The organism is Marinobacterium lutimaris, assembly GCF_900108065.1.
In the GTDB taxonomy this organism is placed as follows: domain Bacteria; phylum Pseudomonadota; class Gammaproteobacteria; order Pseudomonadales; family Balneatricaceae; genus Marinobacterium_D; species Marinobacterium_D lutimaris.
Window position 1 is genome coordinate 1 of the sequence record NZ_FNVQ01000009.1, and the last position, 23029, is coordinate 23029.

The window sequence follows — 23029 nt, forward strand, 5'->3', positions numbered from 1 at the left end:
ACTCGGCGCTGTATCTTCTGCGTTGGGTCATGAACACTCCTTTGGCACATTGTGCCTCTTTTCAGAAGTGTCCGCAGTAACGGGGTAGAACCCCAAGAGCGACGGTATAATTATCGGCACAGTGGCCAGACTGGATAGCAGTAAGATCGGACGACCTCTGCTTGCGTTCATCCATGTCGACACGTCTAGTTGGGCTGTAACCCGCTCGATCCTCGCTCTCAAGGAGCTCCCCGACGTAGAGGAAATTCACACGGTGGCAGGTGATAGTGCCATGTTGCTAAAAGTCAGAACCCAGGACACCCGCTCACTGGAAGATCTGCTGGAAGTGATTCATTCGATTGACGGTTTCAGCGGAACACGCAGCTACATTGTTCTGCCCCCCATCTGGAAAGGGGACCGGCCCCGGTGCTCTCGAATTAGCATGCAGTGCTGTTAGCGCCGATTCAGACAGGCTGACGCTCGTCTACCTACCGATCGGAGCCGTAGCCATCCAGCCGTTACTGCGCGCGCGTCCCGATAGCGTCGAAGACTATGCCTATGCTCCGCCGGTCTTCCTCCCGGTCAGCAGCGGGTCTGACCTGACTTCGGTCGATGATGTGATCACGGCCGGTAAAAGCGGGCGCGAGATCTACGGCTCTTAAGGACCGGGAACCATCTCCCATCTCGTTATGGCAGGGGGCGAGATCCAGCTCTTTGTCGACACCACGACCGTGCTGGAATCGAATGAAGTGAAAGCGCTCGCGATCTTCGCCGAAGAGTGCCTGGAGGCCTATCCGGAAATTCCTCCGCTGAAAGAGTTCTGCTGTAACCTGTAGATTTCGGTCTGGCAAGACGTCTTTGCGCCTAAAGACATGTCGCAGGAAACGCTCGACGAATATGCAGCGGGCTGTGTAAAGCAGTGCAGAGAGAAATCCATCCCTACCTGAAATACTCCCGCACCGGCTTTACCTATCGTGGTTCTGTGGCATTCGGGGAGTTCACGCGCAAGAGTGCCGCAACCAACGGCGATATCCTGAAAGATGCTGGCCTTGTTAAATGAAGCTTATCGTTGAAATCAAGTCTACCCCGCCATTAAAAGCAACCAGGTTGATGTGCAACGCCCTTTCAACAGCAATACCCAGCTTGCACTCTTCGAGCAGGGGCTGGGGATCGAGCTTTTGTGGGTGAGCCGGGCAGATGCTGAACGCGGCGCGACCGTGGAACTGCCGCTCATGCGGCTCAGACTCTGGATCGGCTTGTCGGCGGTCGTGCTCATCCAGTGTGTCCTCCAAGCCCGCATAGGCCCACGCAAAAATGGACTGGGTGAGCTACGGTCGGGCTGTCTCGCCACCTGCTTGAGATCCGGCTGCACTAACTGCTCCCGGGAGGTCTCTTCTGATGGATACGGTTATGAACGCACTCGGCCTCGTCTTTTCGCTGGGCCCTATCTTCGCCATCCTCTTGTGCACGGCATCGGAGCGTTGCCGGTGCTGGCCTCGGTCGTCAGTATCTCGATCTGCCTGCTCTTCACCTTAAGCATGGATGCCGTCACCAACATTACACGGTTGCTCGGCGTCTACGGCGGGGCCATCTCGGCCATTCTTATCAATTCGCCCGGTACACCACATTCGGCAGTCACCATACTTTACGGCTATCCAATGGCGCGACTAAATGAGGCCGGCAAGGCGCTGGGCTGAGTGACGCTGTCCTATGTGATTGGCGGACTGATTTCCTGTATTGCACTAATAATTGCAGCGCCGCAGCTGGCGAACTTCGCCACCAATTTCGGCTCCGTCAAAATCTTCGCCCAGATCGTGCTGGCGTTAACCTACATTTCGGAGGTCTCGAAAGGTGCCATGAACAAGGGATTGTTGATGGGCATCGTGGGCTCGCGCTGGCGCTGATCGACGCCGATCCGGTCACCCGCAGCAGTCCCTTCACGTTAGACACCCAGTTTCTCAGGGTGCTGACCTCATCGCCGTGGTTATCGGCATCTTAGCGCTGTCTGAAGCCTTCATCCGCATTGCGCGTCCGGGCGAAGGCGGGATGGAGACCTCCGGCACTCGGATGACGCTGCCGAGCCTCGACTAATGGAAAGGCGTAATCAGTGTATTGTTGCGCAGCTTGGTTATCGGCAGCCTGATCGGCCCCCTTGCCCGGCAAGGGCCCGGCAAAGGTGACCTTTGTGGCCTACGCACTAGGCGAGCAATCATCAACCCGTAGCAAGAACTTTGGCTAGCGTGAGACGGCTGGGTTGATTTTATCTGAGTCGGCCAACAACACCGTGACCGATAGCGCCATGATTCCGACACTCGCGCTTGGTATTCCCGGCGAGGTTGTCACGGCGATTCTTGTAGGAGCCCTCGTCATCCAAGCTATGACACCGGGCGTGCGGCTGATGACTGAACGCGTCGAGACGGTCAACGCGATCTTTATTTCACTGATCCTAATCAACATCACGATGCTGTTCCTCGCCTTGCCCAATCATCCGGGTCTTTGGCTTCCTCGCGGTCATCCTGTGCGGCGGAGCTTTCCCGCCGGCACCTTTGGTCATCGGCCCGGTTCTCGGCCCGCAGTTCCAACAGAACCTGCGATTAGGGATGCAGATCCATGAAGGCAATGACCTGGAGTTTTTCACTGCTAGCCCCATCGCCTCCCTGCTGTTCATCTCCATTGCACTGGACGTGCTCTGGCCACCCGTCTCGGTGTTTATCCGAGTAAGGCGGGTCACCCGAACACGCGAAGCCTGAGGGCGTCGTGTAAATTTGGGGGCCCTCTCGAAACCAGGTTCTCACGGAAACTGCCGACCACCAGATGGAGTCATTAAGACCGCAACGTCCCTGAACCCGGCCAATCGCCGCCGATGCCTTCTCTGTTAACCGGCATGCCGGCTGGTTAGGCCGTCACTAGCCGAACCGGCTCTCCAGCATTAATGCTGTGGCACTTCAGAGTTCCTCGGTTTTGCTTGAGGTCAACCTATACCGGCAAGCGGGTTCTCGCGACCGTGGTCAGCTGCCGCATTCGGCGTCTAGCAATTGATCGGCAAGCCGGACACCGCCATCGCCGCTTCCTTGAGCGCTTCCGAGTGCGTCGGGTGCGGATGACAGACGTAGGCGATGTCGACGCTCTTCGCGCCGAGGGCCATGGCCTGTGCTGCCTGAGAGATCATCGTTCCGGCGACGGAGGCGATCATCCACACGCCCAGCACCTGATCCGTTGCGGCATCGCTCACCACCTTGACGAAACCATCCGGCTCCAGGTTCGTCTTCGCGCGCGCATTGGCGAGCATCGGGAAATGGCCAACCTTGACCTCACCACGTGCACGGGCCTGCTCTTCGGTCAGACCGATGCCGGCGATCTCCGGCAGTGTGTAGATAACCGATGGAATCGACGTGTGGTCGGCTGCTGTCTGACCTGCGATCCGATCGGCCACCGCGATGCCCTCCTCCTCGGCCTTGTGCGCGAGCATGGGGCCCGGCACCACATCGCCAATGGCCCAGATGCCGTCCACCGCCGTGCGAAGGTGCATGTCGACCTCGATCTGCCCCCGCGCGTTGGTCGACAGGCCCGCCTTGTCCAGGTCAAGCCCTTCAGTGTTCGGACGTCGGCCGATTGCAACGAGGACCGCGTCGGCTTCAAGGGTCTCCGACGCGCCTGTCTCGACCGATTCGATCCTGAGCCTGGCGCTGTCTCCCAACACCCGTACATCCGTAACCTTGGACGAGAGCCTGAAGCCGAATCCCTGCTTCTTGAAAATCTTCAGCGCTTCCCGACGAATATCGGCATCCATGCCCGACAGCGGCAGGTCGAAGTACTCCACTACAGTCACCTCGGCGCCGAGGCGCTTCCATACCGAACCCAGTTCCAGTCCGATCACGCCGCCGCCGACGACCACCAGGTGTCGGGGCACACTGGGCAGCTCCAGCGCGCCGGTCGAGTCGAGAACGACCTGCTGGTCGATCGCCACACCGGGCAACGGGGTCACCGAGGAGCCGGTGGCGATCACGATATGAGCCGCACGGACAGTGCGACCGTCGACCTGCACGGTGTTGCTGTCGACGAAGGACGCCTGCCCCTTGATCCATTCAATATTGTTCTTGCGAAACAGATAGGCCACTCCGTTGTTGAGCGACTTCACGACGCTCTTCCGATAGTTGTGCATCGCGTCCAGATCGAGACTGGCATGGGGCGTGTTGATGCCCAAGCGGGCGAACTTCCCGGAAGCGGCCTCGGCATAGATCTCCGAGGCATGCAGCAAGGCCTTGGATGGAATACATCCCACGTTGGTGCAGGTGCCCCCTAGCGCAGCGCTGCGCTCCACACAGGCCGTGCGCAGGCCGTGTTGGGCGGCGCGAATCGCGGCGGCGTAGCCGCCGGGGCCGGCGCCGATGATCAGTACATCGAAGATATCGTCAGACATTAGAGTCTCCTTGCAGAAGTTGAATCCCAACGGCGAAGCAGGACGCTGGCGTTGACGCCGCCAAAACCGAAGCCATTGGAGATGGCATACTCCATCGGCATCTGCCGCGCGCTACCCCGTACCAGATTCAGCCCCGCGGCAGCGGGATCCGGATGTTCCAGATTGAGCGTGGCCGGCGCGATCTGGTCGCGCAGGGCTAGGATCGTCAAGATCGCCTCCAGTCCTCCCGCCGCGCCGAGCAGATGACCGGTCGCCGATTTGGTCGCACTGACCGCCACCTGGTCACCGAACAGTGCCTTGATCGCGGCCAGTTCGCCCCGGTCGCCCAGCGGCGTGGAGGTGGCATGAGCGTTGACGTGCTGGAGATCGGCCGGAGTCAGTCCCGCCTGCGCCAGCGCGATCTCCATGGCACGCCGGGCGCCACTGCCATCCTCCGGACCCGAGGTGATGTGATGGGCATCCGCCGTCGTGCCGTAGCCAACGATTTCGGCAAGGGGCGTCGCGCCACGGGCAAGCGCATGTTCAAGCTCCTCAATAACCAATACGCCCGCACCTTCGCCCATGACAAACCCGTCCCGGGCCCTGTCAAAGGGACGCGAGGCACGCGCCGGCGTGTCGTTGAAACCGGTGGAGAGGGCGCGAGCGGCGGCAAAGCCACCCAGGCTTACCTTGTCGATGCAGGCCTCGGCACCACCGCAGATCGCCACATCCGCCTCGTTGGCTCGAATCAGCCGCGCGGCGTCGCCAATCGCCTGCACGCCTGCCGCGCAGGCGGTGACCGGCGCGCCGATCGGACCCTTGTAGCCGTAGCGAATTGAGATGTGACCGGCGGCCAGATTGACCAAGAATGAGGGCACAGTGAAGGGCGACAGGCGGCGGACGCCCCGGTTGTCGGTCGTGCGCACCGCCTCGGCAATGGCCGGAAAGCCGCCCACTCCGGACGCGATCACGGTGGCAGTGCGCTCCAGTTCGTGCGCATCGGTAGGCTGCCATCCCGCTTGGGCGACCGCCTCCTCCGCGGCCGCCAATGCAAACAGCATGAAGCGATCCATCTTGCGCTGCTCTTTAGGCGCGACAACGCGATCGGCATCGAATCCGGCCTCCGGGTCCTCCGTGAGATCAGGGACCACCCCGGCTATCTTGACCGGCAGGTCACCCACCAGAGTTTCAGGTAGTTGCCTGATGCCGGACTGTCCGTTCAACAGCCGGGCCCAGGTAGGCTCTACGCCTACCCCCAAGGGCGAAACCAGCCCAAGGCCTGTAACAACAACGCGACGCATGCTCTGTTCCTCGTTTGAAATTGGTAGATCTCTTCTAGCTCTTGCCGTTACAAGAGCGCAGGATCGACTTTTCGTTTTTTCGGTTGAGATTCGATGACCTTGGACAAGGTGTTGACGGGCAGACACAGAACTGCAGTCATCAACGCCAATGCCATGTGACACAGGTAGACCACATCGAAATCCGCACGCTGCAAACCGGCACTGCCAAGCAGCAGCACGGTGAGGGCAACCCCTATCACAGCGCCTATTTGCCGTATCGCCTGGTTGACGGCACCGCCTACGGCGTAATGTTCCAGTGGCAGGTGGCTGACAGCAGCGCCCGATAGCGAAGGCAACACCATACCCACGCCAATGCCGCTGAACAGCATGCCTGGTAGCCACTGCGTCAGATAGGCGGGCTCAGTGCCGGGCACCAGCAAAAACCACAGTGCGCTGGCCGCGTAGATCAGGCACCCCACGACCAGCAAAGGTCGGTGACCATACCTGCTCGCCAACCGACCTGACAAAGCAGCCACGGGAACTACCAGCAGTGGTCCGGGAGCCATCGCCAGCCCAGCCAGAGGCAGCGAGTAATGCCAGATTGAACGCATGTAGAAAAAGAAGGCAAAAAACATCATCGCGAACGCGATGCCGAAGCTCAACGTTGCGAGATTGACGTAACGGTAGGTGGCGTTGCGAAACAAACCCAAGTCCACCAGTGGCGCCACGGTAGTCCGCGCCCAGACGCAAAATCCGACGACGCACGCTAATCCGATGCCTGCAGCACCCAGAAGCTCGTGGCGTGACCAGGCAGGCGACTCCGCTTGCACGATGGACAGCGCCAGGGCGCCAATACCGACGATCAGCAAGCCCATCCCCACTAAGTCCAGAGGGCGCCCTCGGCTTGGCTGCCGGGCTTCCGTCAGCAGGGTTGCACCGCGCCATATGGCAACAATGCCCAACGGTACATTCAGGTAGAACGCCCATTGCCACCCGAGCGACGCGATAACGAACGCACCCAGGCTCGGCCCCACTGCAGCCGCCAGCCCACCGACCGCCCCCCATAGACTGACCGCTACAGCTCGCTTATTTATCGGGAACGCTGCCAGTACCAGCGAGAGTGATGCCGGCGTCAGTAATGCTGCGCCAATTGCCTGCAGAACCCTTGCAGCAACCAGCCACTCCACGCTGACAGCCAGGCCACAGGCAACGGAAGCCGCCAGAAACAACGCTACGCCAGCGAGAAACACCCTCTTGCGCCCATGCCTGTCCGCCAACCCGCCGGCTGGGATCAGCATCGCTGCATAAACCACGGTGTAGGCATTGAGCACCCACGAAAGGTCTGCCGCTGTGGCCTGCGGAAACCCTTCCCGCAAGGCACTGAACGCTGCAAACAGCATGGTGCCATCCATGGAGACAAGGAACACCGCCATACTGGCCACCCAGAACACCGGCCATGGCGAGGCCGTACTGGTAGGCGAACTTGGCAAAGCCTGTTCCATGGCGGCAGGCGAGGAAATGATGGTCTGGCTGTTCGGAGCACTCATTGGGTTCTTCCGGTCATCTGGTGCACTTGCTCTCTCAGAGCTAGGCTCTTTGGTTGCCTACAAGCGCTAGTAAGGTTGTGATCGATTCAGGCGAGCCCAAAGGTTTTCCTCAGGCCCTTCTCAACCGGGCCGGTGGGCATGAAGCGACGCAGTTTTCTCAACAGAGAGGCTTCACCCTTGGGTGTATGCCGCATCTTCCAAGCGCCCAAAGCAGCTTCGACTATCGTGGTGGCGACGCCATCTGGCTCGGGCGCTTTTTGGACGTTGTTCTGGATCGCCTGGGTCACGACACCGAGTTCCTTGCTGTAGTCCGGGATTCTGGTAGCCGTTTGGGGCGCATTGAGATCCAAGTTGGTCTTGGTAAAGGAGGGTTCGACCAGCGCCACTCGAATGCCGAACTGGCGCACCTCGTGATCCAGGCTTTCGGACAGCCCTTCGACGGCATGCTTGGATGCCGAATAGAGCCCCATATACGGCGCCGGCAGAAAGCCCAGCACCGAACTGACATTGACGATACGACCGGAACGCTGCTCGCGCATGTGGGGCAGCGCAGCCTTGATCGTGCGCAAGAGGCCTAGAAGGTTGGTGTCGAACAGCGTCTGGGCCTCGGCAATCGAGGTTTCTTCCGTCGCGCCGAGCAGGGTGACACCCGCACTGTTGACCAGCACATCGATGCGCTCGGCCTGAGCGATGATGGTCTGGATTCCTTGTTGAACCGATGCATCGTCACGGATATTCATCTCGACCAGTTCAACACCGGGGATCGGTTGCGCCTGTGCAGTGTTGCGCACGGTGCCGAAGACCCGGCAGCCACGCTCGAGAAATTTCACGGCGGCGGCACGCCCGATACCCGATGATACGCCGGTAACAACGACCACTTTTGAGTTTGACATGGCAGTTCCTCTTTATATGACGGTTTCGGATATTGAAACGCGACTTTGCGATGAAGCTTTGATCTTGAACCAGATTGAGTACATAGCCGGCAGGAATACCAGGGTCAGCACCGTTCCGGCGAAGGTGCCGCCGATCAGGGTGTAGGCCAGGGTGCCCCAGAACACCGACTGGGTCAGCGGTATGAACGCCAGGATGGCGGCGAGCGCGGTCAGGATGACCGGGCGCGCGCGCTGCACGGTGGCCTCGACCACGGCATGGAACGGCGCCAATCCAGCCTCCTCGTTGTCGCGGATCTGACCAATCAGGATCAGCGTGTTGCGCATCAGGATGCCGGACAACGCAATCAGGCCGACCAGGGCGTTGATGCCGAACGGCTGCTGGAACGCCAGTAGCGTGGGCACGACGCCGATGAGGCCCAGCGGCGCGGTGGCGAACACCATCGTCATGGCGGAGATCGAGCGTACCTGGAGGATAATGGTGATCAGAGTCAGCGCGATCATGACGGGGAAGATCGGCAACAATGCGCTATTCGCCTTGCCCGACTCCTCGATGGAACCGGCCATCTCGATCCGGTAACCGGTCGGCAGCGTGGCGACAATCGGCTGGAGCTCCGTCCACAGGCGGGTGGAGACATCCGGCGGCTGCAGGCCCTCGGCGATATCGCCGCGCACGGTAATGGTCGGTGTGCGATCGCGGCGGCGCAGGATCGGATCTTCCATGCGCACGTCCACTTTTCCCACCTGCGACAGAGGAATCCGCTGACCGCTGGCGCCAACAAGGGTGAAGTCGGCGATCCGACTCGGATCGAGCCGCGTCTCGCCGGCCGACCGGGCCGTAACCTGCACCGAACGGATATCTTCGCGCACATCGGTGACCGGGATGCCGCTCAGCAGGAACTGCAGTTGCTGAGCCACGTCGGTGGAAGTCAAGCCTATGCTCTGCAAACGATCCTGGTCGAGGGAGAAGTGCAGCGTGGGTACGCGATCGCCCCAGTCGGTGTTGACCGTCCGCATCTGAGCATCGGCCTGCATCACGCCACTCACCTCTGCCGCGATCTCACGCAGCTGGTCCGGGTCCGGCCCCATGACGCGAAAGGCAACGGGAAACGGCGACGGCGGACCGAACACGATCTGGGTCACACGCACCCGCGCCTCAGGCGCCAAACCGTCGGCTATCGCCTGCCGCAGCCTGAACTTAAGCGCCTCCCGTTCCCTGTCATTGCCCGCGAGCACCACAATCTTGGCGAACGACGGATCGGGCAATTCCGGTGACATCGCCAGGAAGAAGCGCGGAGCGCCCTGGCCGATGTAGGCAGTCACAATTCTGGCCTCCTGCTGCTGCGCAAGCCAGGCTTCGACCTTCGCCGTCGCGGCACTGGTTTGCTCGATCGAGGTACCATAGGGCATCTGCACCTCAACCAGCACTTCGGGCCGGTCGGAGGTCGGGAAGAACTGCTTCTTCACCACCCCCATGCCCATCACTGCGATCACGAAGGCGCCGATCACGCCGGCCGCGACCAGCCATTTGCGCCGGACCACCCATCCGAGCAGGCGGCGGAAACGCTCGTAGTTCGGCGTGGCGTAGATGGACGCGTGCCCGCCTGCTTGCTGCTCATAGTTCGGCAGCAGCTTCACCCCCAGGTAGGGCGTGAACACCACGGCAACGAGCCAGGAGGCGATCAAGGCAATGCCGACGATCCAGAACATGTTGCTGGTGTACTCGCCGGCGGTCGACTTGGCGAAGCCATTGGGCATAAAGCCGATCGCGGTCACCAGGGTGCCGGCGAGCATCGGCGCGGCGGTATGGCTCCAGGCATAGGCGGCGGCCTGTATTCGCTCGTAGCCCTCCTCCATCTTCACCACCATCATCTCGATGGCGATAATCGCGTCGTCTACCAGCAGTCCCAAGGCCAGGATCAGGGAGCCAAGCGTGATGCGGTCGAAGTTCTTTCCGGTGGCCGCCATGACGATGAAGACCACGGCCAGGGTCAAGGGGACCGCGGCCGAGACCACGATGCCGGCGCGCCAGCCCATGCTGAGGAATCCCACCAGCATCACCACACCGAGGGCGACGAAGAACTTGACCATGAACTCGTCGACCGCCGAGTGGATATTGACCGACTGGTCGGTGACCTTGGACAGACTCATACCTAGCGGCATCTCGGCGTTGATCGCTTCCGCTTCGGTCTCCAGCGCCTCGCCGAGATCGAGGCCGTTCCACCCCTCGCGCATGACCACGCCAAGCAGCAGGGTCGGTTCGCCGTTGTTGCGGATCAGGAAGGTAGCCGGATCCTCGTAGCCACGCTTCACCTCGGCGAGGTCACCGAGCTTCAGCGTCTGGCCCCGCGCCGCGACGGGCGTATTGCGGATCGCTTCCAGATCGTCGATGGCACCATCGAGTCGGATGAAGACCTGTGGCCCCTTGGCTTCGATCGAGCCGGCGGGGGTCATCTGGTTGCGGCTATTCAGCGCGTCAAAGAGATCGCGTGGAGACACACCCAGGGTGGCAAGGCGGTCATGGGAGAACTCGATGAAGATCCGCTCGGCCTGCTCGCCAATGATGTTTACCTTCTTGACACCGGGCACGTGAAGCAGGCGCTGGCGCAAGGTCTCCGCATCGCGCACCAGTTGCCGATGCGGCTCGCCCTTGGCTTTCAGGGCATAGAGCGCGAAGGTCACGTCGGCGTATTCGTCGTTCACCATCGGGCCGATGACGCCCCGCGGCAGCGTGAGCGCCTCATCACCGAGCTTCTTGCGTGCCTGATAGAACTGTTCAGGGACATCGGCGGGCGGCGTACTGTCGAGCAGCACCACCGTGGTGAAGGCCAGGCCCGGTCGCGTAAACGTCTCGGTGCGGTCATACCAGCGCAGCTCCTGCATCCGCTTTTCCAGCGGCTCGGCGACCAACTCCTCCATCTCCTTGGCGGTCGCTCCGGGCCAGGCGGTGATCACGGTCATCTGCTTGATGGTAAAGGCGGGATCCTCTGCCCGGCCCAGCGTCAGGAAGGCGAAGACGCCGGCGATGAAGATCGCCAGCATCAGGAACAGGGTGACCGAGCGCTCGCGTACGGCGAGCGCGGAGAGATTGAAGCCGCTCATTGGCGTTCCCCTAATCCGCTCAGGGCTGCTCCCCCTGATTCGCTCATGGCTGCCCTCTCGCCATTGACGGCCAGGCCGTATGCGGCAGCGTTCCCGATCAGTCGCACGGGCTCGCCTTCATGCAGCAGATGGGCACCGAGCGCCACGACGCTGTCACCAACCTCCAGATCACCGACCACCAACGCCGTTTCGTCACTGAGACTGGCGACCTTCACCGCATGCCAAGTGGCGCGAGGCCCCTGCTCTTCGCTCCCCAGCCCCTCGACCAGCCAGACACCGGGGCCTTTGCCCGAATCGTAGAGCGCGCCTATTGGTACTTGGAGCATCGGTGCCTGGAGCGCCGGCTCGGAACTGCCGGCCGGCCTTTGTGTTGCCGAATCATGCTTGGCCGGATCCTGGTTGGTCGCAAGCTGAATGGAAACGGTGGAGCCCAGCGGCGCGTTCGCCAGTCCTTCCTCCAGCACGTATCGCGCCTCGAAGGTCCGGGTCTGGGGGTTGGCCGCGTCCGACAACTGGCGCAGTGTCGCAGAGCCGGTCTGCCCGCTGCTATATAGTGTCGCCCGGCCGGTGGATCCGATCACCGGACGCAGGGTTTCGGGGAGTTCGATAATCGCCTCGCGAGCCCCGGCATGTGCCACACGCACGACAACCTGACCGGCACCGACAACCTGCCCCGGCTCGGCCAGGGTCTCGACTACCACACCATCCGCATCGGCCAACAGGACAGCGTAGCCGGTCTCGTTACGGGCTACCTCGGCCCGGGCCTGGGCCGCATTAAGCTCCGCCCGGGCTGCCATGGCGGCCGCCTTGACCTTGTCGTAAGCCGATGCCGACACCGCGCCCCTGGAGACGAGATCTCGGTATCGCGCCTCGTCCTCCGCGGTCTGGCGCGCAAGCGCGGCGGCAGCCGCAACCGCTTCCTCATAGGCGCGCGTGGCAAGCCTCAGATCCGTGGGGTCGATACGCATCAGCGGCTGACCGCGCTTGACCGACTGTCCGGTATCGACCAGACGTTCCAGGATCTTGCCGGGTACACGAAAGCCAAGGCCGCTCTGCACCCGCGCCGCGACGACACCGGTGAACGCGCGCTCCGCCTGACCGGCTGTCGCCACCGTTGCTACCCGTACGAGGGGGCTTTGCGTGCGCGGATCGGTTGAAGAACTAGCGTCATTACATGCCGACAAGGCCAAGGGCAGCAGACCGATGACAGCAAGGAGTGGGATATCACGGTGCTTAAGCATGGAGACCTCCTAAAGAGTGAATGTCCCCATACTAGAACTAGTGACCATTTTCGTCAATGGTCACAATCAGTATTTACTAGCGTCTAAGGTGCCAAACTGCGCAACACCAGATTCGAAAGCTGTACCGGTGCCTCCTCGACAAGATCGAGGTTGTACTGCAGTTGAAGCGGATTGACATAGGGCTGCATGACCAAGTCGACCGCATGCACCGTCTCGTCCAAGGGAGTCTTGCGCTCGAACTCGCCGCTCTCCCGCCCTTCGCGGACCACCTCCGTCAGAATCTCACGAATCCGCTCGCAGTAGGAACGGGCGGACGGCCAGCCCTCGCCGGCGGAATACGCCGCGATGTCGTAAAGCTTGCGCTCATTGAAGAAAAGTCCCGCACCAGTCTCCACTAACGTCTTGAACATTCTACGAAATTTTTCGGATGGCGTAGTCGCATCGGCCACCGCCCGTTCGACCGCCGCGATCATCGTACTCAAAGTTTTGGCACAGATCGCCTCGCCGATCGCCTGCTTGGAATCGAAGAACTTGTAGATGTACGCCTTGGAAAAACCGATCGCCTTGGCCAGGTCGGAGACCGTGGTCTTCTCGTACCCGTAATGGCTGAAGTGCGCTTCAGCCGCCTCCACGATCTGCTCGCGAACACTGTGTTCGGCGGGGCCGCGCGACTGCGGGACAGAAGACTCGTTTTCACTCATAAGAACACCTTATCTCGATATTTTCGATTGACAACTAGTGACCATATTGGACTATAGTCACTTTAGCAACTCAACTACGTAACTCAATTAAGCAACTCAAGCTAACACCACTCAACTGCCGGAGAACTTCCATGCTTACCCGCCCCCGCTCTCTTGCCTTTCTGCTGAGTGTCAGCGTCATGACGGGCTGCGCGGTCGGCCCTGACTACAGGGCACCCGAGACCAGCCTGTCGGCTCGCTTCCTCGGTCAGGACAGTGTCGAGCAGCGGCAGGCTCAAAACAGTGCTGAGCTGCAAGCCTGGTGGGCATCTTTCGATGACCCGTTGCTGACACGCTTCGTCACCCTGGCGCTCGAACAGAACCTGGATATTGCACAAGCGGCGGCGCGAGTCGTCCAGGCGCGGGGGTCATTGCACCTGGCCGATGCGGCACTGCTACCGTCGGCGAATGTGAGTGCTCAGGGTGCGAAAGCCTACCAGTCGATCGAAACCCCGCTGGGACAGGTGCTCAACTCGACGCCCGATTTCGACCGCAGTGGCAGCGCCTACGAGGCCGACCTTGTTGCAGGCTGGGAGATCGACCTGTTCGGCGGCCTGCGGCGAGGCCGGGAAGCCGCACACGCAGCGTACGCGGCATCCGAAGCCGGCGCCGTGGCGACACGACTCGCCGTGGCTGCACAAACGGCGGATCTGTACGTCACGATCCGAGGCTTGCAGGCGCGCATCGCGATCGCCGAACAGCAGGCCCAGACCCGCCGCCGCCTGCTCGACACGATCAGGTTCCAGTATGAGAAGGAGATCGCCGCCGAACTTCAAGTGAATCAGGCCGAGGGCTCGCTTGCTCAGGTCGAAGCCCGGATTCCCGTCCTCGAAGCGGGCCTCGATGCAGCGATGAACGCACTGGACGTACTGCTCGGCGCACAGCCGGGCACCTACCGTAACGAACTGACCCCGGTGGCGCCGATCCCGCTCGCGCCGGCGCTGGCCGAAACCGGCACCCCGGCCGAGATGATTCGCCGCCGACCGGATCTCATCGTCGCCGAGCGGCGCCTTGCCGCAGCCAATGCTCGCATAGGCGTGGCAATTTCGGAGTACTACCCCAAGTTCTCACTCGGCGCGCTACTGGGCAGCGCCACCACGATATCGAGCGGCAACCTGTTCAGCGGTGACGCCAACCAGGCCCAGGGCGTGCTCGGACTACGCTGGCGCCTGTTCGACTTCGGCCGCGTCGAGGCACAGATCGCCGCCGCGCGTGGCCAGGAAGCCGAAGCGCTCGCAGCCTACCGCCTGGCCGCGTTGAGGGCAACCGAGGAGGTCGAGAACGCCTTCTCGGCTCTGATCAAACGTGAGGCCCAATTCGGCATTTTAACACGGGGAGAAACATATCTCGCCCGTGCCCGCGAGAACTCGCTTGCCGCCTACGAGGGGGGCGTCGTCAGCCTGATCGAGGTGTTGAATGCCGACAGTAATCTGCTGCAGGTGAGTGACGCCAAGGCACAGGCGCAAACCGAGGCGACACGCGCCGCCATCGTCTCCTTCCGGGCACTCGGGGGTGGCTGGGATCCGAGAAAGGCCAGCGACCTCTCGACGCCCTCCTTCTCTGGCAACAATCAAAGGTGAGCAACATGATCACGGAGGACCCATCACGGGTACTCATCACGGGCCGTCGCGCAGAATCGACGAGGCGATTGCCCGCCAACATGCCGAACAAGGCCGCTCGCTGGTCTTAGCGGCATACCGGCTGGGCAGGCCCTGGGTAACCACGCACATGATCTCTAGAGGTTAACTGCATGACATTACACTGCGACGCTATGAATCCCGAAGAGACGCTGGCTCTCTGGCAGGCCGAGGACACCGCCATACGGGCCAGGCTCCAGCCCACCCCCGGCGTGGCATCGCCGGCCCAGATCGCCAGGCGCAGCGGATTGCAGATATTGGAAGCGATCTCCGCCGGCGAGCTGCCGCTACCGCCGATGGCGGGCACGCTCGACTTCATCCCGGTTCACATCGAGTCCGGATATGCAGTATTCCAGGGACGGCCGGACTCCAGTTACTACAACCCGATGGGCACGGTACACGGCGGCTGGTACGCCACCATGCTGGATACGGCGATGGGATGCGCCGTGCACTCGACATTGCCGGCGGGAAAGGCATACACGACTCTCGAACTGAAGCTCAACCTCATTCGTCCCCTCTCCGAGGCGGTGCCGCTGGTGCGCGTGGAGGGTCGCCTGGTTCACGGCGGTGGTCGAGTAGCGACGGCAGAAGGCCAGATTTTCGGACCGGACGGCAAACTCTACGCACTCGCGAGCACGACTTGCTTGCTATTCAAACCGACGTGATAACCATCGGCAGTTTTGGGGCGCAGATGAAAACTTCGTACTGAATTACCCCTAGTCCTCTAGACACCTCAATGCCATAGGATGGGCTTACCCCCGCCCTTGAAAATCCGGGGGTTGCACTTCATTCTGCCAGCGGATCGACTCAACTTGGGCCGTCGACATTGAGGAGGGTTTCGCCTTCGCCGATACGCACGAAGACGTAGTGAACATCGTCTCCGCCTTCCAAGATTTGGCACCGATGGATCGCCTGGCGCGGGAAATAGGCATAGTCGCCCTTGCCAATCTCGAAGGATTGCTCACCGTTTTCACCGTAGTCGACACGAATTCGACCCGAGAGCATATACATCACGCTGTCGAAATCCTTATGATGATGCCACTGGCTTGGCGCGTTGAGTGCCGTGACGTGGCACTCGCCAACCCAAAGCGTGCCTGCCTCCAGTGCCTTCTTGCGATTCTGCCCTGGCGTCTGAGGCCCCTGGGTCAACTGCTCCGCTTTCACGAAGCCGATCTTTTCAAATAGTCCTCTGTTCATGTCGATACCTCTCATTGTTGGGCTATGCCTGTCTTGAAAGCAGTGAATTTCAGAGTATTCTGGTCGAATGAAGATAACTGGACATTTTCTGTCGCCAACGCGACAGGCTGAAATTCTTCCGTTCGAGACTGCGTCGCGTTCGATCGTCGGGTTCGCATGCGACTACCCGGCAGGCCTGTCGTCGGGCATGCATAGTCATCCAAGGGCGCAATTGCTCTACGCAACTTCAGGTGTCATGCGGGTGGACACGCAAGACACCAGCTATCTTGTGCCACCCACGACCGCTCTCTTTCTTCCCGCCAACGTGGAGCACGCCATCAGCATGGATGGCCCGGTTGCGATGCGAGCGCTGTTCATGCGGGAGGAGGTCGCCGCACGGGTGGCAAATGTGACCAAGGTCATCGCGATTTCGGGCCTGCTGCGCGAACTCATCCTCGCGGTCTGTGCCGAGACGGTGGAGTGGGAACTAGAAGGCCGGGGGTATTACCTGACTGAATTGACTCTGGATGAGATCGCCAGGGCAGAGCCGCTTCCGCTCGGTCTGCAGTTGCCATCCGACGCACGCCTTCTAAGGGTGGTGATGGGGCTGTTGAAGCGTCCGCACGACAGGAGCAATCTTGAAGAGTGGTCGGATGTCGCTAGCGCGTCGAGCCGGACGCTCGCCCGATTGTTCCGGGCGGAAACAGGAATGAGTTTTCGACAATGGCGACAGCAGGCGCGTTTGACGGCGGCGCTCAGTGCCCTGTCCACCGGGGGTTCTCCCGCCCGGGCCGCCGCCATTGCGGGCTTTGATTCGGTCCCTGCTTTTGGTGCTGCGTTCCGGGGGCTTTTCGGAATAACCCCAGGCCAGGCGCGTCGACGCTATTTCGGTTCTCGAGACGAGTAAACAGGTATTGTCCGATTGGCGATAGAAATTGTCAGGTTGCCATTCGTCCCGTCAGCTAGATTGTCTTTGGGCTGAATATCGCGGTGACACCCACCCGTTAATCTCAACCAGAATTATTGCAGAGGAGACACCTATGGATCTTTCAAATTGGCGTGGTGCCCCCCAACCTGAGCGGGTGACCCTACAGGGGAGATATGCGCGGCTAGAACCGCTTAGCGAAGCGATACACGGGGCGGACCTGTTTGCCGCCGCGATCGAACCCGGTGCGGATGGCCGGTTCCGTTACCTTCCCGACACTACGCCTCCAGACTATTCGGCCTTCACCAACTGGCTGCAAAAAGCGGAAGCATCGGCGGACCCAATGTTTTTCGCGGTTATCGACATGCGGACCGGCCGGGCGGAGGGGCGCCAGGCACTGATGCGCATCGATGCAGACAACGGGGTCGCCGAGGTTGGGCACGTACTCTGGTGTCCTGCAATCGCGCGCTCAAGGATATCGACAGAGGCGCTTTTCCTGATGGCGCAGTATGTTTTCGACGAGCTCGGCTACCGCCGCTTCGAATGGAAATGCCACAATCACAACTTGCCGTCAAAGCGCGCGGCTGAGCGGTTCGGCTTCCTCTTCGAGGGTATTTTCCGCAATCACCTGGTAGTGAAAGGTGAAAATCGCGACACCGCCTGGTTCGCGATGACGGATGACGACTGGAAATCGATAAAGCCAGCCTATCTTGCTTGGCTTGATCCGACGAATTTTGATTCGAATGGACAACAACGCACCAAACTGGCGATCGGATTAAAGGCATCGTAACTAGACCGTTTCCCAGTCGTGTCGGAGGATACCTCACGCCTGACCATCGAACGCTGCCGCCCATCCATAAAGCGGTCAGACAGCCAAATTTTCAACATCGCAATCTGTTGCGACGCAGAGCAATCCGGGGGCTTACGCTGACTGGTAATCTTTTTTAGACCAAACAGCTTTAAAAAGTGCCTCAGTTTACGTTTGCCTCCAGTCCTTTGTGTAGTGTTTCAATGATTCCGGACACCAATTTAGGTGGTACAGTCGTAACCGTCTGCCGGTCACACCTTGTCAGCGGTAACCGGCGTCCAGTTATGCGGCAGTAACTCATCGATGGCACTGGCCTTCTGTTTCGGCAGCCGGGTGAGTACATCCTTCAGGTAGGCGTAGGGTTCATGTCCGTTCAGCTTCGCTGACTGGATCAGACTCATGATCGCGGCAGCCCGCCGGCCACTGCGCAAGGAGCCTGCGAAGAGCCAGTTCTTCCGACCCAACGCCCAGGGTCGGATCAGGTTTTCCACCCGGTTGTTATCGATCGGCACCGATCCATCAACAAGGTAACGCGTCAGGGCTGTCCAACGCTTCAGACTGTAGTCCAGCGCCTTAGCGGTCGCTGTCCCATGGGGTATTTTCGTACGTTGGGCCTGCATCCATTGATGGAGTGCGTCCAGTATCGGTTTGAATCGGCTTTGCCGGATCTGCTCCACGGCTTGGCCGGCGATCTGACTTTTACCGCTGACCTCCAGTTCCACGAACTTGCGACGGGCATGGGCCATACAGGCGATCTCGGCGACCCCTTGGGCGAAGCTGGCCTTATATCCGCTGTAGTCATCACAGACCAGCTTGCCGCTCCACTCTCCGAGCATCTCTCGGGCGTGCTGTCCGCTCCGTCCGGGAGTGAAGTGATAGATCACCGCGTTCAGGTTAGAGAACGGAGTGCTGGCGTAGGCCCAGATGTAGGCTTTATGGGTTTTCTTCTTGCCGGGAGGCAGCATCGGTACCGGTGTCTCATCCGCATGCAGCACCGCTTCCTTGAGGAGCGTATCGCGCAATGCATCGACCAGTGGCTGTAGCTGTACTCCGCAGACACCGATCCACTCGGCCAGGGTGGAACGCCGGCACGGGTAAAGATCTGTTCCTGTCGGTACAGCGGCAGGTGGTCTGCGTACTTGGCGATCAGCACCTGGGCGAGCAACACTGAGGTAGGGATCCCCTTGTCGATGATCTGTGCCGGCATCGGCGCCTGGATTAACGTCTCGCAGCGATTACAGGCCCACTTGCCCCGGATATGCCGCTCCACCGTGAACACGCCGGGCGTATAGTCGAGCTTCTCACTGACCTCTTCGCCGATGCGCTTGAGCTGGCAGCCGCAGGTGCACCGGGTATTGTCCGGCTCATGGCAGATCTCGGTACGGGGCAGTTCAGGCGGGAGCGGTGAGCGCTTGGGCTGACGCTTTTCAGCAGGGGCGACCGCTGGAGCCTGTAATTGCTCCAGTTCGGTCTCTATTCCGGCGATATCCGCATCCATTACTTCGTCCAGCAAGCTGATCTGAAGCACGTTGAGGTGTTCGCTACGCTGACCGAATTTATGCCGTCTCAGTAAGGCGACTTCGTAGGTGAGTTACCCGATTTTCAGATCGCGCTGCTTGATGGTTTGGTCACGTTTCTGGATGACCTGGTCGCGTTGCTGGAGAGCTTGATCGTGGGCCTGGATCACCTGGTCCTGTTGCTCGACACGGGTCATCAGCTCGGCGGCTAACTGGCGGAGCTGTTCAGGTGTGAGCTGGGTCAGGTCCGGGGATGCACTCATGCACGACAGTATGCCCGCATTGACCGAACTTGGGGATGCCCGGATCGGCTAATAGCCCGGCGAGCGTGCCTGTGCTCAACTCGGTTAAAGCCTCAGATCTGCGTAATCACACCGGCGGCACCGACGTGCTGCCAAGGGAGCCCCTGTACCAGTGCTGTCAGTTGCTCGGCTGTTAATACCCGGTGATCGCCGCGCCAAGCCTCGGCCCAGTGGAACTTGCCCTGGTTGAGGCGCCGTGCGCACAACCAGATACCCAGGCCGTCATGCACCAACACCTTCATCCGGTTACCGCGCTTGTTGGTAAACAGGTAAGCGCAGTGTGGGCGAGCCTCACCGAATACCTTAATCACGCGTGCCAGAGCCGTATCCGGTCCCGCCCGCATATCCATGGGTTCGGTGGCTAGCCAGATCTCATCAATACGGATCATTGCAGCAGATCCTGCAACCAGCGCAGACATCGGTCGCCGTCAGCCAGGGGCCAGTTCACGACGATGCTGCCGTTGGTTCGCGGGATCTCGATACGGATCACGCTTGAATCCGAAGCAGCGGAAGAAAGCGAAGGCGCTGAAACGGGCAGCGGTAGCTTCACAAAATCATTCGGCGCCGGCAGCCTGCTTTGTTGGCGAGCCTTACGGATCCAAGTCTGAACTTGGTTAGCATTGAGTTCATGTTCACGCGCTACCTGCGCGACCGAAGTACCAGGTTGGAGGCAGGCAGAGATCACTGCGGCCTTGAACTCGGGAGAATGTCGGCGACGCTTGCGGATCGTGTCGGTCGTCATGATAAGTGCCCACTTAAATATAGATGGGCACTTATTGTTGGCGTACTGACTGGACCCGGAAAGATGGGTTTACCGGACGGTTACACCCAACCGCCTCAATAGGGAGTTTGAGCCAGCCGCACCGAATCAGGCGTGGTGTGGCGACATCACATATGTCTGGGTGCAGAACCGGTGGTGTTATCTGGCTGTTGTGCTCGACCTGTTTTCTCGCCGTATTGTCGGATGGGCCTTCTCTGAACGTCCAGATGGTGCCTTGGTGGTGAAGGCGCTCGATATGGCCTTTGAGCAGCGAGGAAGGCCGGCTGGGCTTCTGTTCCACTCCGATAGTAATACTGTCAGGGCAAGGTATTTCTGATTTTTGCTTTACTTGAAATCCTCGGTGCCGCAAGGGTTCTTGGGTTTCCTGACCCGCACTCCGATCGACTGAGTTAAGTGTCTTTCCCTGGACCTGTCGGTAATCTAAGAACACCTCGCGGCTGGGGTTTCGCCCCGCCGATGCATGTGACTCAAGAAGGGCCTGACAGCCTGTCTCGTTACTGTCGCGTCCAAGCTATCGTGCATGGTGAAGCCATCTTGAAACAGAGAGCCAGGAGCTTCGTCATGTCTCCACAACAGGTCGTTTGCCCAGTAATTGTCGGTGGTGTTGATACCCATAAAGATATGCATGTTGCTGCCGCAGTTGATGAACAGGATCAGGTTCTTGAAACAGCAACTTTTCCGGCCACTCGCCATGGTTACAAAGCCATGCTGACTCGGATGCGCAACTTTGGCGAAGTTACCAGGGTCGGCATTGAATGCTCAGGAACCTACGGAGCAGGTCTTATGCGCTATTTGCAGCAGGCCAACATCACGACTTGGGAGGTTACAAGTCCAGATAAATCTGTCCGCCGCAAGCGGGGTAAAGATGACAACATAGATGCTGAGAATGCTGCACACGCAGCTTTCGCAGGCATTCGCACGGTAACACCAGAGGCGCGTGATGGCATGGTTGAGGCATTACGTGTTCTGAAAGTGTGCCGGAAGACTGCTGTCGCAGCCCGCCGTGTAGCCCTCCAGATGATTCAAACTCAGATTGTCTCTGCTCCGGAAGGGTTGCGAGAGCAGCTTAGAGCCATGACGCGCATGCAGCTTATTCGGACGTTCGCATCATCGCGTCCCGACCTGGGAGGATATCGAGATGTCGTTATGGCCTATCGGATAGCTCTGAAATCCCTCGCTCGACGATATGTAGAGCTTCATGACGAAATCGCAGATTTGGATATCATGATTAAGGCAATAGTTGATGAACTCGCTCCGGACTTGGTGTCCAGAACAGCTATTGGTTATGAGTCAGCGGCCCAAATGCTGATTACGGCAGGTGATAATCCTGAACGGCTTGGTTCTGAAGCCAGTTTTGCTGCGCTCTGCGGAGTAAACCCTATTCCCGCTTCCTCTGGAAAGGTCCAGCGCCACAGACTCAATCGGGGCGGTCCAATAGTGCGCTACATATCATTGCAATCGGTAGGCTTAGGATGGACATGAAAACCCAAGAGTACGTTACAAAACGAGTCGCAGAGGGACATTCCAAGCTGGAAACTATCCGTTGCCTGAAACGTTACATAGCGCGTGAAATTTTACATTTTGCGCCATCGACAACGTGAGATTGGACAGTCGAAAATTGCTGCTTGACTCTTAGAAGGGCGTCCAGGGAAGTCAGTATGCCAGCAGAGTATTCCGTCAGCGGTTGTGGCGTTACCGCGTTCAACAAAGCATGAGCCGGCGTGGCAACTGTTGGGACAATTCGCCAATGGAAAGGCTATTCCGAAGTTACAAGAGCGAATGGATGCCCAGCATTGGCTACTCATCCGCTCAGGAAGCACAGCGCGATATCAGCTTCTACTTGATGGAGCGCTACAACTGGCTGCGCCCCCATCAGTACAACGATGAAGCGCCGCCCGCAAAGGCAGAAGAAAAGCTTACTGTCCGGGATTGGTTGACCACTACAGTTCGCCAGATTTAAGCCTTGAAATTCATCTGAATTGGAACATTTGGAATGTCCCAATTCCCCGATATTTTCGGGAACCCTCGTTTTACAGTAGCGCAATCCAGAATAAGGAGATTCGTATGAAGATTTCGCGTGCAATAGCGCCGTCGCTTGTCGTCACTGCACTGTCACTCACTGTAACCGGCTGCATTACAACGCAAGGTGAAGACACCTACGTCAACGGCCAGTGCGTCACTTGCTGGCAGAACCCGCTTAGCATCGAATCCTCCACTGGCGCGAACTCACCGACTCCTAACACTGGTATGACGGTAAACGGCGTGACCCAAAGCTGCCGCCCGGCAACCTCTAAGTATGACCGTACTTGGCATGCTCATGATGAGCGGTGGTGCGATAACGTCACGCTCCCCGGCGCTAGCCTGTCTCCGAGTGTCACGTACACAGAGACTGTGGCAGCGCCAGTGGACACGGCCTACATCAAGGCCAAACGCTTCCTGCGCTTTACTGACCCTGATGACAACCCCAATGGTGACTCACCCTTTGCTGCTGCTCGCTGGGACGCCCTCCCCGGCTCCTATTACAACGTCGTTGGCATGTACGGTGGGCCCATGCGGCAGATGCTTTGGTACGCCGAGTACGACTTGCAGCTGGAAAAAGTATCCAGCACGCGCACGAAAGTCAGCATTCGCAACCGCGTTTACAGCCGGGGCATGGATCCTGCTGAATTCCGCAAACAGCTGATGAATGCCATCAAGAGGTGAGC

The 23029-nt window shown here is 59.8% G+C and carries 20 protein-coding genes and 5 pseudogenes; 14 read left to right on the forward strand and 11 right to left on the reverse strand.

All coding sequences use genetic code 11. The features are described 5' to 3' along the window. Positions 1 to 121 precede the first annotated feature (121 nt). The 6 genes and pseudogenes from C4S72_RS26245 to C4S72_RS25850 all read left to right on the forward strand — a co-directional run bounded on the left by C4S72_RS26245 (position 122) and on the right by C4S72_RS25850 (position 2729). Entirely contained in the window at positions 122 to 436 is a 315-nt protein-coding gene (locus C4S72_RS26245; RefSeq protein ID WP_200826895.1) for an Lrp/AsnC family transcriptional regulator, read from the forward strand. A 232-nt stretch (positions 437 to 668) separates the two neighbouring features. Continuing rightward, entirely contained in the window at positions 669 to 815 is a 147-nt protein-coding gene (locus C4S72_RS25840) for a hypothetical protein (protein WP_160115587.1), read from the forward strand. A gap of 83 nt (positions 816 to 898) precedes the next feature. Beyond that, positions 899 to 1039, forward strand: coding sequence for a hypothetical protein (locus tag C4S72_RS25845; RefSeq protein ID WP_160115588.1), 141 nt, complete (start codon positions 899 to 901; stop codon positions 1037 to 1039). Between the two features lie 172 nt (positions 1040 to 1211). Next, positions 1212 to 1883, forward strand: a pseudogene (locus C4S72_RS26110) (tripartite tricarboxylate transporter permease). A 350-nt stretch (positions 1884 to 2233) separates the two neighbouring features. Beyond that, entirely contained in the window at positions 2234 to 2593 is a 360-nt protein-coding gene (locus C4S72_RS24320; RefSeq protein WP_104005813.1) for a tripartite tricarboxylate transporter permease, read from the forward strand. Then, entirely contained in the window at positions 2580 to 2729 is a 150-nt protein-coding gene (locus C4S72_RS25850; RefSeq protein ID WP_160115589.1) for a hypothetical protein, read from the forward strand. Before C4S72_RS24320 ends, C4S72_RS25850 begins: the two co-directional genes overlap by 14 nt. 278 nt (positions 2730 to 3007) lie before the next feature. On the opposite strand, the gene lpdA is transcribed toward C4S72_RS25850, so the two are convergent. From lpdA to C4S72_RS24355, 7 genes are all read right to left on the reverse strand, one after another. Next, entirely contained in the window at positions 3008 to 4399 is a 1392-nt protein-coding gene (gene lpdA, locus C4S72_RS24325) for a dihydrolipoyl dehydrogenase (protein WP_104005814.1), read from the reverse strand. Beyond that, positions 4399 to 5679: a beta-ketoacyl-ACP synthase II gene (gene fabF / locus C4S72_RS24330; protein WP_104005815.1), complete on the reverse strand. Its 1281-nt coding sequence runs from the start codon at positions 5677 to 5679 to the stop codon at positions 4399 to 4401. Before fabF ends, lpdA begins: the two co-directional genes overlap by 1 nt. Positions 5680 to 5726: 47 nt before the next feature. Continuing rightward, a complete protein-coding gene (locus C4S72_RS24335; RefSeq protein ID WP_104005816.1) occupies positions 5727 to 7205 on the reverse strand; it encodes an MFS transporter in 1479 nt (492 codons plus the stop codon). A gap of 86 nt (positions 7206 to 7291) precedes the next feature. After that, positions 7292 to 8098 (reverse strand): oxidoreductase, encoded by an 807-nt coding sequence (locus tag C4S72_RS24340; protein WP_104005817.1) that lies wholly within the window; start codon positions 8096 to 8098, stop codon positions 7292 to 7294. Between the two features lie 12 nt (positions 8099 to 8110). Continuing rightward, positions 8111 to 11197 (reverse strand): efflux RND transporter permease subunit, encoded by a 3087-nt coding sequence (locus tag C4S72_RS24345; protein WP_104005818.1) that lies wholly within the window; start codon positions 11195 to 11197, stop codon positions 8111 to 8113. Continuing rightward, positions 11194 to 12438, reverse strand: coding sequence for an efflux RND transporter periplasmic adaptor subunit (locus tag C4S72_RS24350; RefSeq protein WP_104005819.1), 1245 nt, complete (start codon positions 12436 to 12438; stop codon positions 11194 to 11196). The genes C4S72_RS24345 and C4S72_RS24350 overlap by 4 nt, the downstream gene beginning before the upstream one ends. Before the next feature lie 83 nt (positions 12439 to 12521). Continuing rightward, positions 12522 to 13139 (reverse strand): TetR/AcrR family transcriptional regulator, encoded by a 618-nt coding sequence (locus tag C4S72_RS24355; protein WP_104005820.1) that lies wholly within the window; start codon positions 13137 to 13139, stop codon positions 12522 to 12524. Between the two features lie 131 nt (positions 13140 to 13270). Here C4S72_RS24355 and C4S72_RS24360 point away from each other — a divergent pair, with 131 nt between their 5' ends. Together C4S72_RS24360 and C4S72_RS24365 are read left to right on the forward strand one after the other, a co-directional pair. Then, the gene (locus C4S72_RS24360; protein WP_104005821.1) at positions 13271 to 14758 is read left to right on the forward strand and encodes an efflux transporter outer membrane subunit; all 1488 of its coding nucleotides are present in this window, start codon (positions 13271 to 13273) and stop codon (positions 14756 to 14758) included. A 191-nt stretch (positions 14759 to 14949) separates the two neighbouring features. Further along, positions 14950 to 15480 carry a PaaI family thioesterase gene (locus C4S72_RS24365; protein WP_200826896.1) on the forward strand — a complete coding sequence of 177 codons (531 nt, stop codon included), beginning with the start codon at positions 14950 to 14952 and terminating at the stop codon, positions 15478 to 15480. Positions 15481 to 15622: 142 nt separating this feature from the next. Here the strand turns inward: C4S72_RS24365 and C4S72_RS24370 are convergent, their stop codons facing one another. After that, positions 15623 to 16012 carry a cupin domain-containing protein gene (locus tag C4S72_RS24370; protein WP_104005883.1) on the reverse strand — a complete coding sequence of 130 codons (390 nt, stop codon included), beginning with the start codon at positions 16010 to 16012 and terminating at the stop codon, positions 15623 to 15625. A gap of 67 nt (positions 16013 to 16079) precedes the next feature. On the opposite strand from C4S72_RS24370, the gene C4S72_RS24375 reads away from it, so the two are divergent. Beyond that, positions 16080 to 16898 (forward strand): AraC family transcriptional regulator, encoded by an 819-nt coding sequence (locus C4S72_RS24375; RefSeq protein WP_104005823.1) that lies wholly within the window; start codon positions 16080 to 16082, stop codon positions 16896 to 16898. 133 nt (positions 16899 to 17031) lie between these two features. Next, a complete protein-coding gene (locus tag C4S72_RS24380; RefSeq protein ID WP_104005824.1) occupies positions 17032 to 17706 on the forward strand; it encodes a GNAT family N-acetyltransferase in 675 nt (224 codons plus the stop codon). 269 nt (positions 17707 to 17975) lie between these two features. Here the strand turns inward: C4S72_RS24380 and tnpC are convergent. The 3 genes and pseudogenes from tnpC to tnpA all read right to left on the reverse strand — a co-directional run bounded on the left by tnpC (position 17976) and on the right by tnpA (position 20285). Continuing rightward, positions 17976 to 19504, reverse strand: a pseudogene (tnpC, locus tag C4S72_RS24385) (IS66 family transposase). Positions 19505 to 19596: 92 nt separating this feature from the next. After that, positions 19597 to 19932 (reverse strand): IS66 family insertion sequence element accessory protein TnpB, encoded by a 336-nt coding sequence (gene tnpB, locus C4S72_RS24390; protein WP_160115590.1) that lies wholly within the window; start codon positions 19930 to 19932, stop codon positions 19597 to 19599. Next, positions 19929 to 20285 carry an IS66-like element accessory protein TnpA gene (gene tnpA, locus C4S72_RS24395; RefSeq protein WP_104005826.1) on the reverse strand — a complete coding sequence of 119 codons (357 nt, stop codon included), beginning with the start codon at positions 20283 to 20285 and terminating at the stop codon, positions 19929 to 19931. Before tnpA ends, tnpB begins: the two co-directional genes overlap by 4 nt. Before the next feature lie 85 nt (positions 20286 to 20370). Between tnpA and C4S72_RS24400 the strand changes: the two are divergent. The 4 genes and pseudogenes from C4S72_RS24400 to C4S72_RS24415 all read left to right on the forward strand — a co-directional run. Further along, positions 20371 to 20619, forward strand: a pseudogene (locus C4S72_RS24400) (DDE-type integrase/transposase/recombinase); the annotation flags it as partial. 266 nt (positions 20620 to 20885) lie between these two features. Beyond that, positions 20886 to 21953, forward strand: a pseudogene (locus tag C4S72_RS24405) (IS110 family RNA-guided transposase). A gap of 16 nt (positions 21954 to 21969) precedes the next feature. Further along, positions 21970 to 22284, forward strand: a pseudogene (locus C4S72_RS24410) (integrase core domain-containing protein); the annotation flags it as partial. Between the two features lie 104 nt (positions 22285 to 22388). After that, positions 22389 to 23027 carry a hypothetical protein gene (locus C4S72_RS24415; protein WP_104005827.1) on the forward strand — a complete coding sequence of 213 codons (639 nt, stop codon included), beginning with the start codon at positions 22389 to 22391 and terminating at the stop codon, positions 23025 to 23027. The last annotated feature ends 2 nt before the right edge of the window (positions 23028 to 23029 follow it).

Excerpts from the sequence above, each read along its gene's own strand:
- fabF (WP_104005815.1), bottom strand. The coding sequence starts at position 5,679 with ATGCGTCGCGTTGTTGTTACAGGCCTTGGGCTGGTTTCGCCCTTGGGG.
- tnpA (WP_104005826.1), bottom strand. The coding sequence starts at position 20,285 with ATGACGACCGACACGATCCGCAAGCGTCGCCGACATTCTCCCGAGTTC.
- C4S72_RS25840 (WP_160115587.1), top strand. The coding sequence starts at position 669 with ATGGCAGGGGGCGAGATCCAGCTCTTTGTCGACACCACGACCGTGCTG.
- C4S72_RS24415 (WP_104005827.1), top strand. The coding sequence starts at position 22,389 with ATGAAGATTTCGCGTGCAATAGCGCCGTCGCTTGTCGTCACTGCACTG.
- C4S72_RS24350 (WP_104005819.1), bottom strand. The coding sequence starts at position 12,438 with ATGCTTAAGCACCGTGATATCCCACTCCTTGCTGTCATCGGTCTGCTG.
- C4S72_RS24355 (WP_104005820.1), bottom strand. The coding sequence starts at position 13,139 with ATGAGTGAAAACGAGTCTTCTGTCCCGCAGTCGCGCGGCCCCGCCGAA.
- lpdA (WP_104005814.1), bottom strand. The coding sequence starts at position 4,399 with ATGTCTGACGATATCTTCGATGTACTGATCATCGGCGCCGGCCCCGGC.
- C4S72_RS24335 (WP_104005816.1), bottom strand. The coding sequence starts at position 7,205 with ATGAGTGCTCCGAACAGCCAGACCATCATTTCCTCGCCTGCCGCCATG.
- C4S72_RS25850 (WP_160115589.1), top strand. The coding sequence starts at position 2,580 with ATGCAGATCCATGAAGGCAATGACCTGGAGTTTTTCACTGCTAGCCCC.
- C4S72_RS24375 (WP_104005823.1), top strand. The coding sequence starts at position 16,080 with ATGAAGATAACTGGACATTTTCTGTCGCCAACGCGACAGGCTGAAATT.
- C4S72_RS24380 (WP_104005824.1), top strand. The coding sequence starts at position 17,032 with ATGGATCTTTCAAATTGGCGTGGTGCCCCCCAACCTGAGCGGGTGACC.
- C4S72_RS24340 (WP_104005817.1), bottom strand. The coding sequence starts at position 8,098 with ATGTCAAACTCAAAAGTGGTCGTTGTTACCGGCGTATCATCGGGTATC.
- C4S72_RS24360 (WP_104005821.1), top strand. The coding sequence starts at position 13,271 with ATGCTTACCCGCCCCCGCTCTCTTGCCTTTCTGCTGAGTGTCAGCGTC.
- tnpB (WP_160115590.1), bottom strand. The coding sequence starts at position 19,932 with ATGATCCGTATTGATGAGATCTGGCTAGCCACCGAACCCATGGATATG.
- C4S72_RS24345 (WP_104005818.1), bottom strand. The coding sequence starts at position 11,197 with ATGAGCGGCTTCAATCTCTCCGCGCTCGCCGTACGCGAGCGCTCGGTC.
- C4S72_RS24365 (WP_200826896.1), top strand. The coding sequence starts at position 14,950 with ATGAATCCCGAAGAGACGCTGGCTCTCTGGCAGGCCGAGGACACCGCC.
- C4S72_RS24370 (WP_104005883.1), bottom strand. The coding sequence starts at position 16,012 with ATGAACAGAGGACTATTTGAAAAGATCGGCTTCGTGAAAGCGGAGCAG.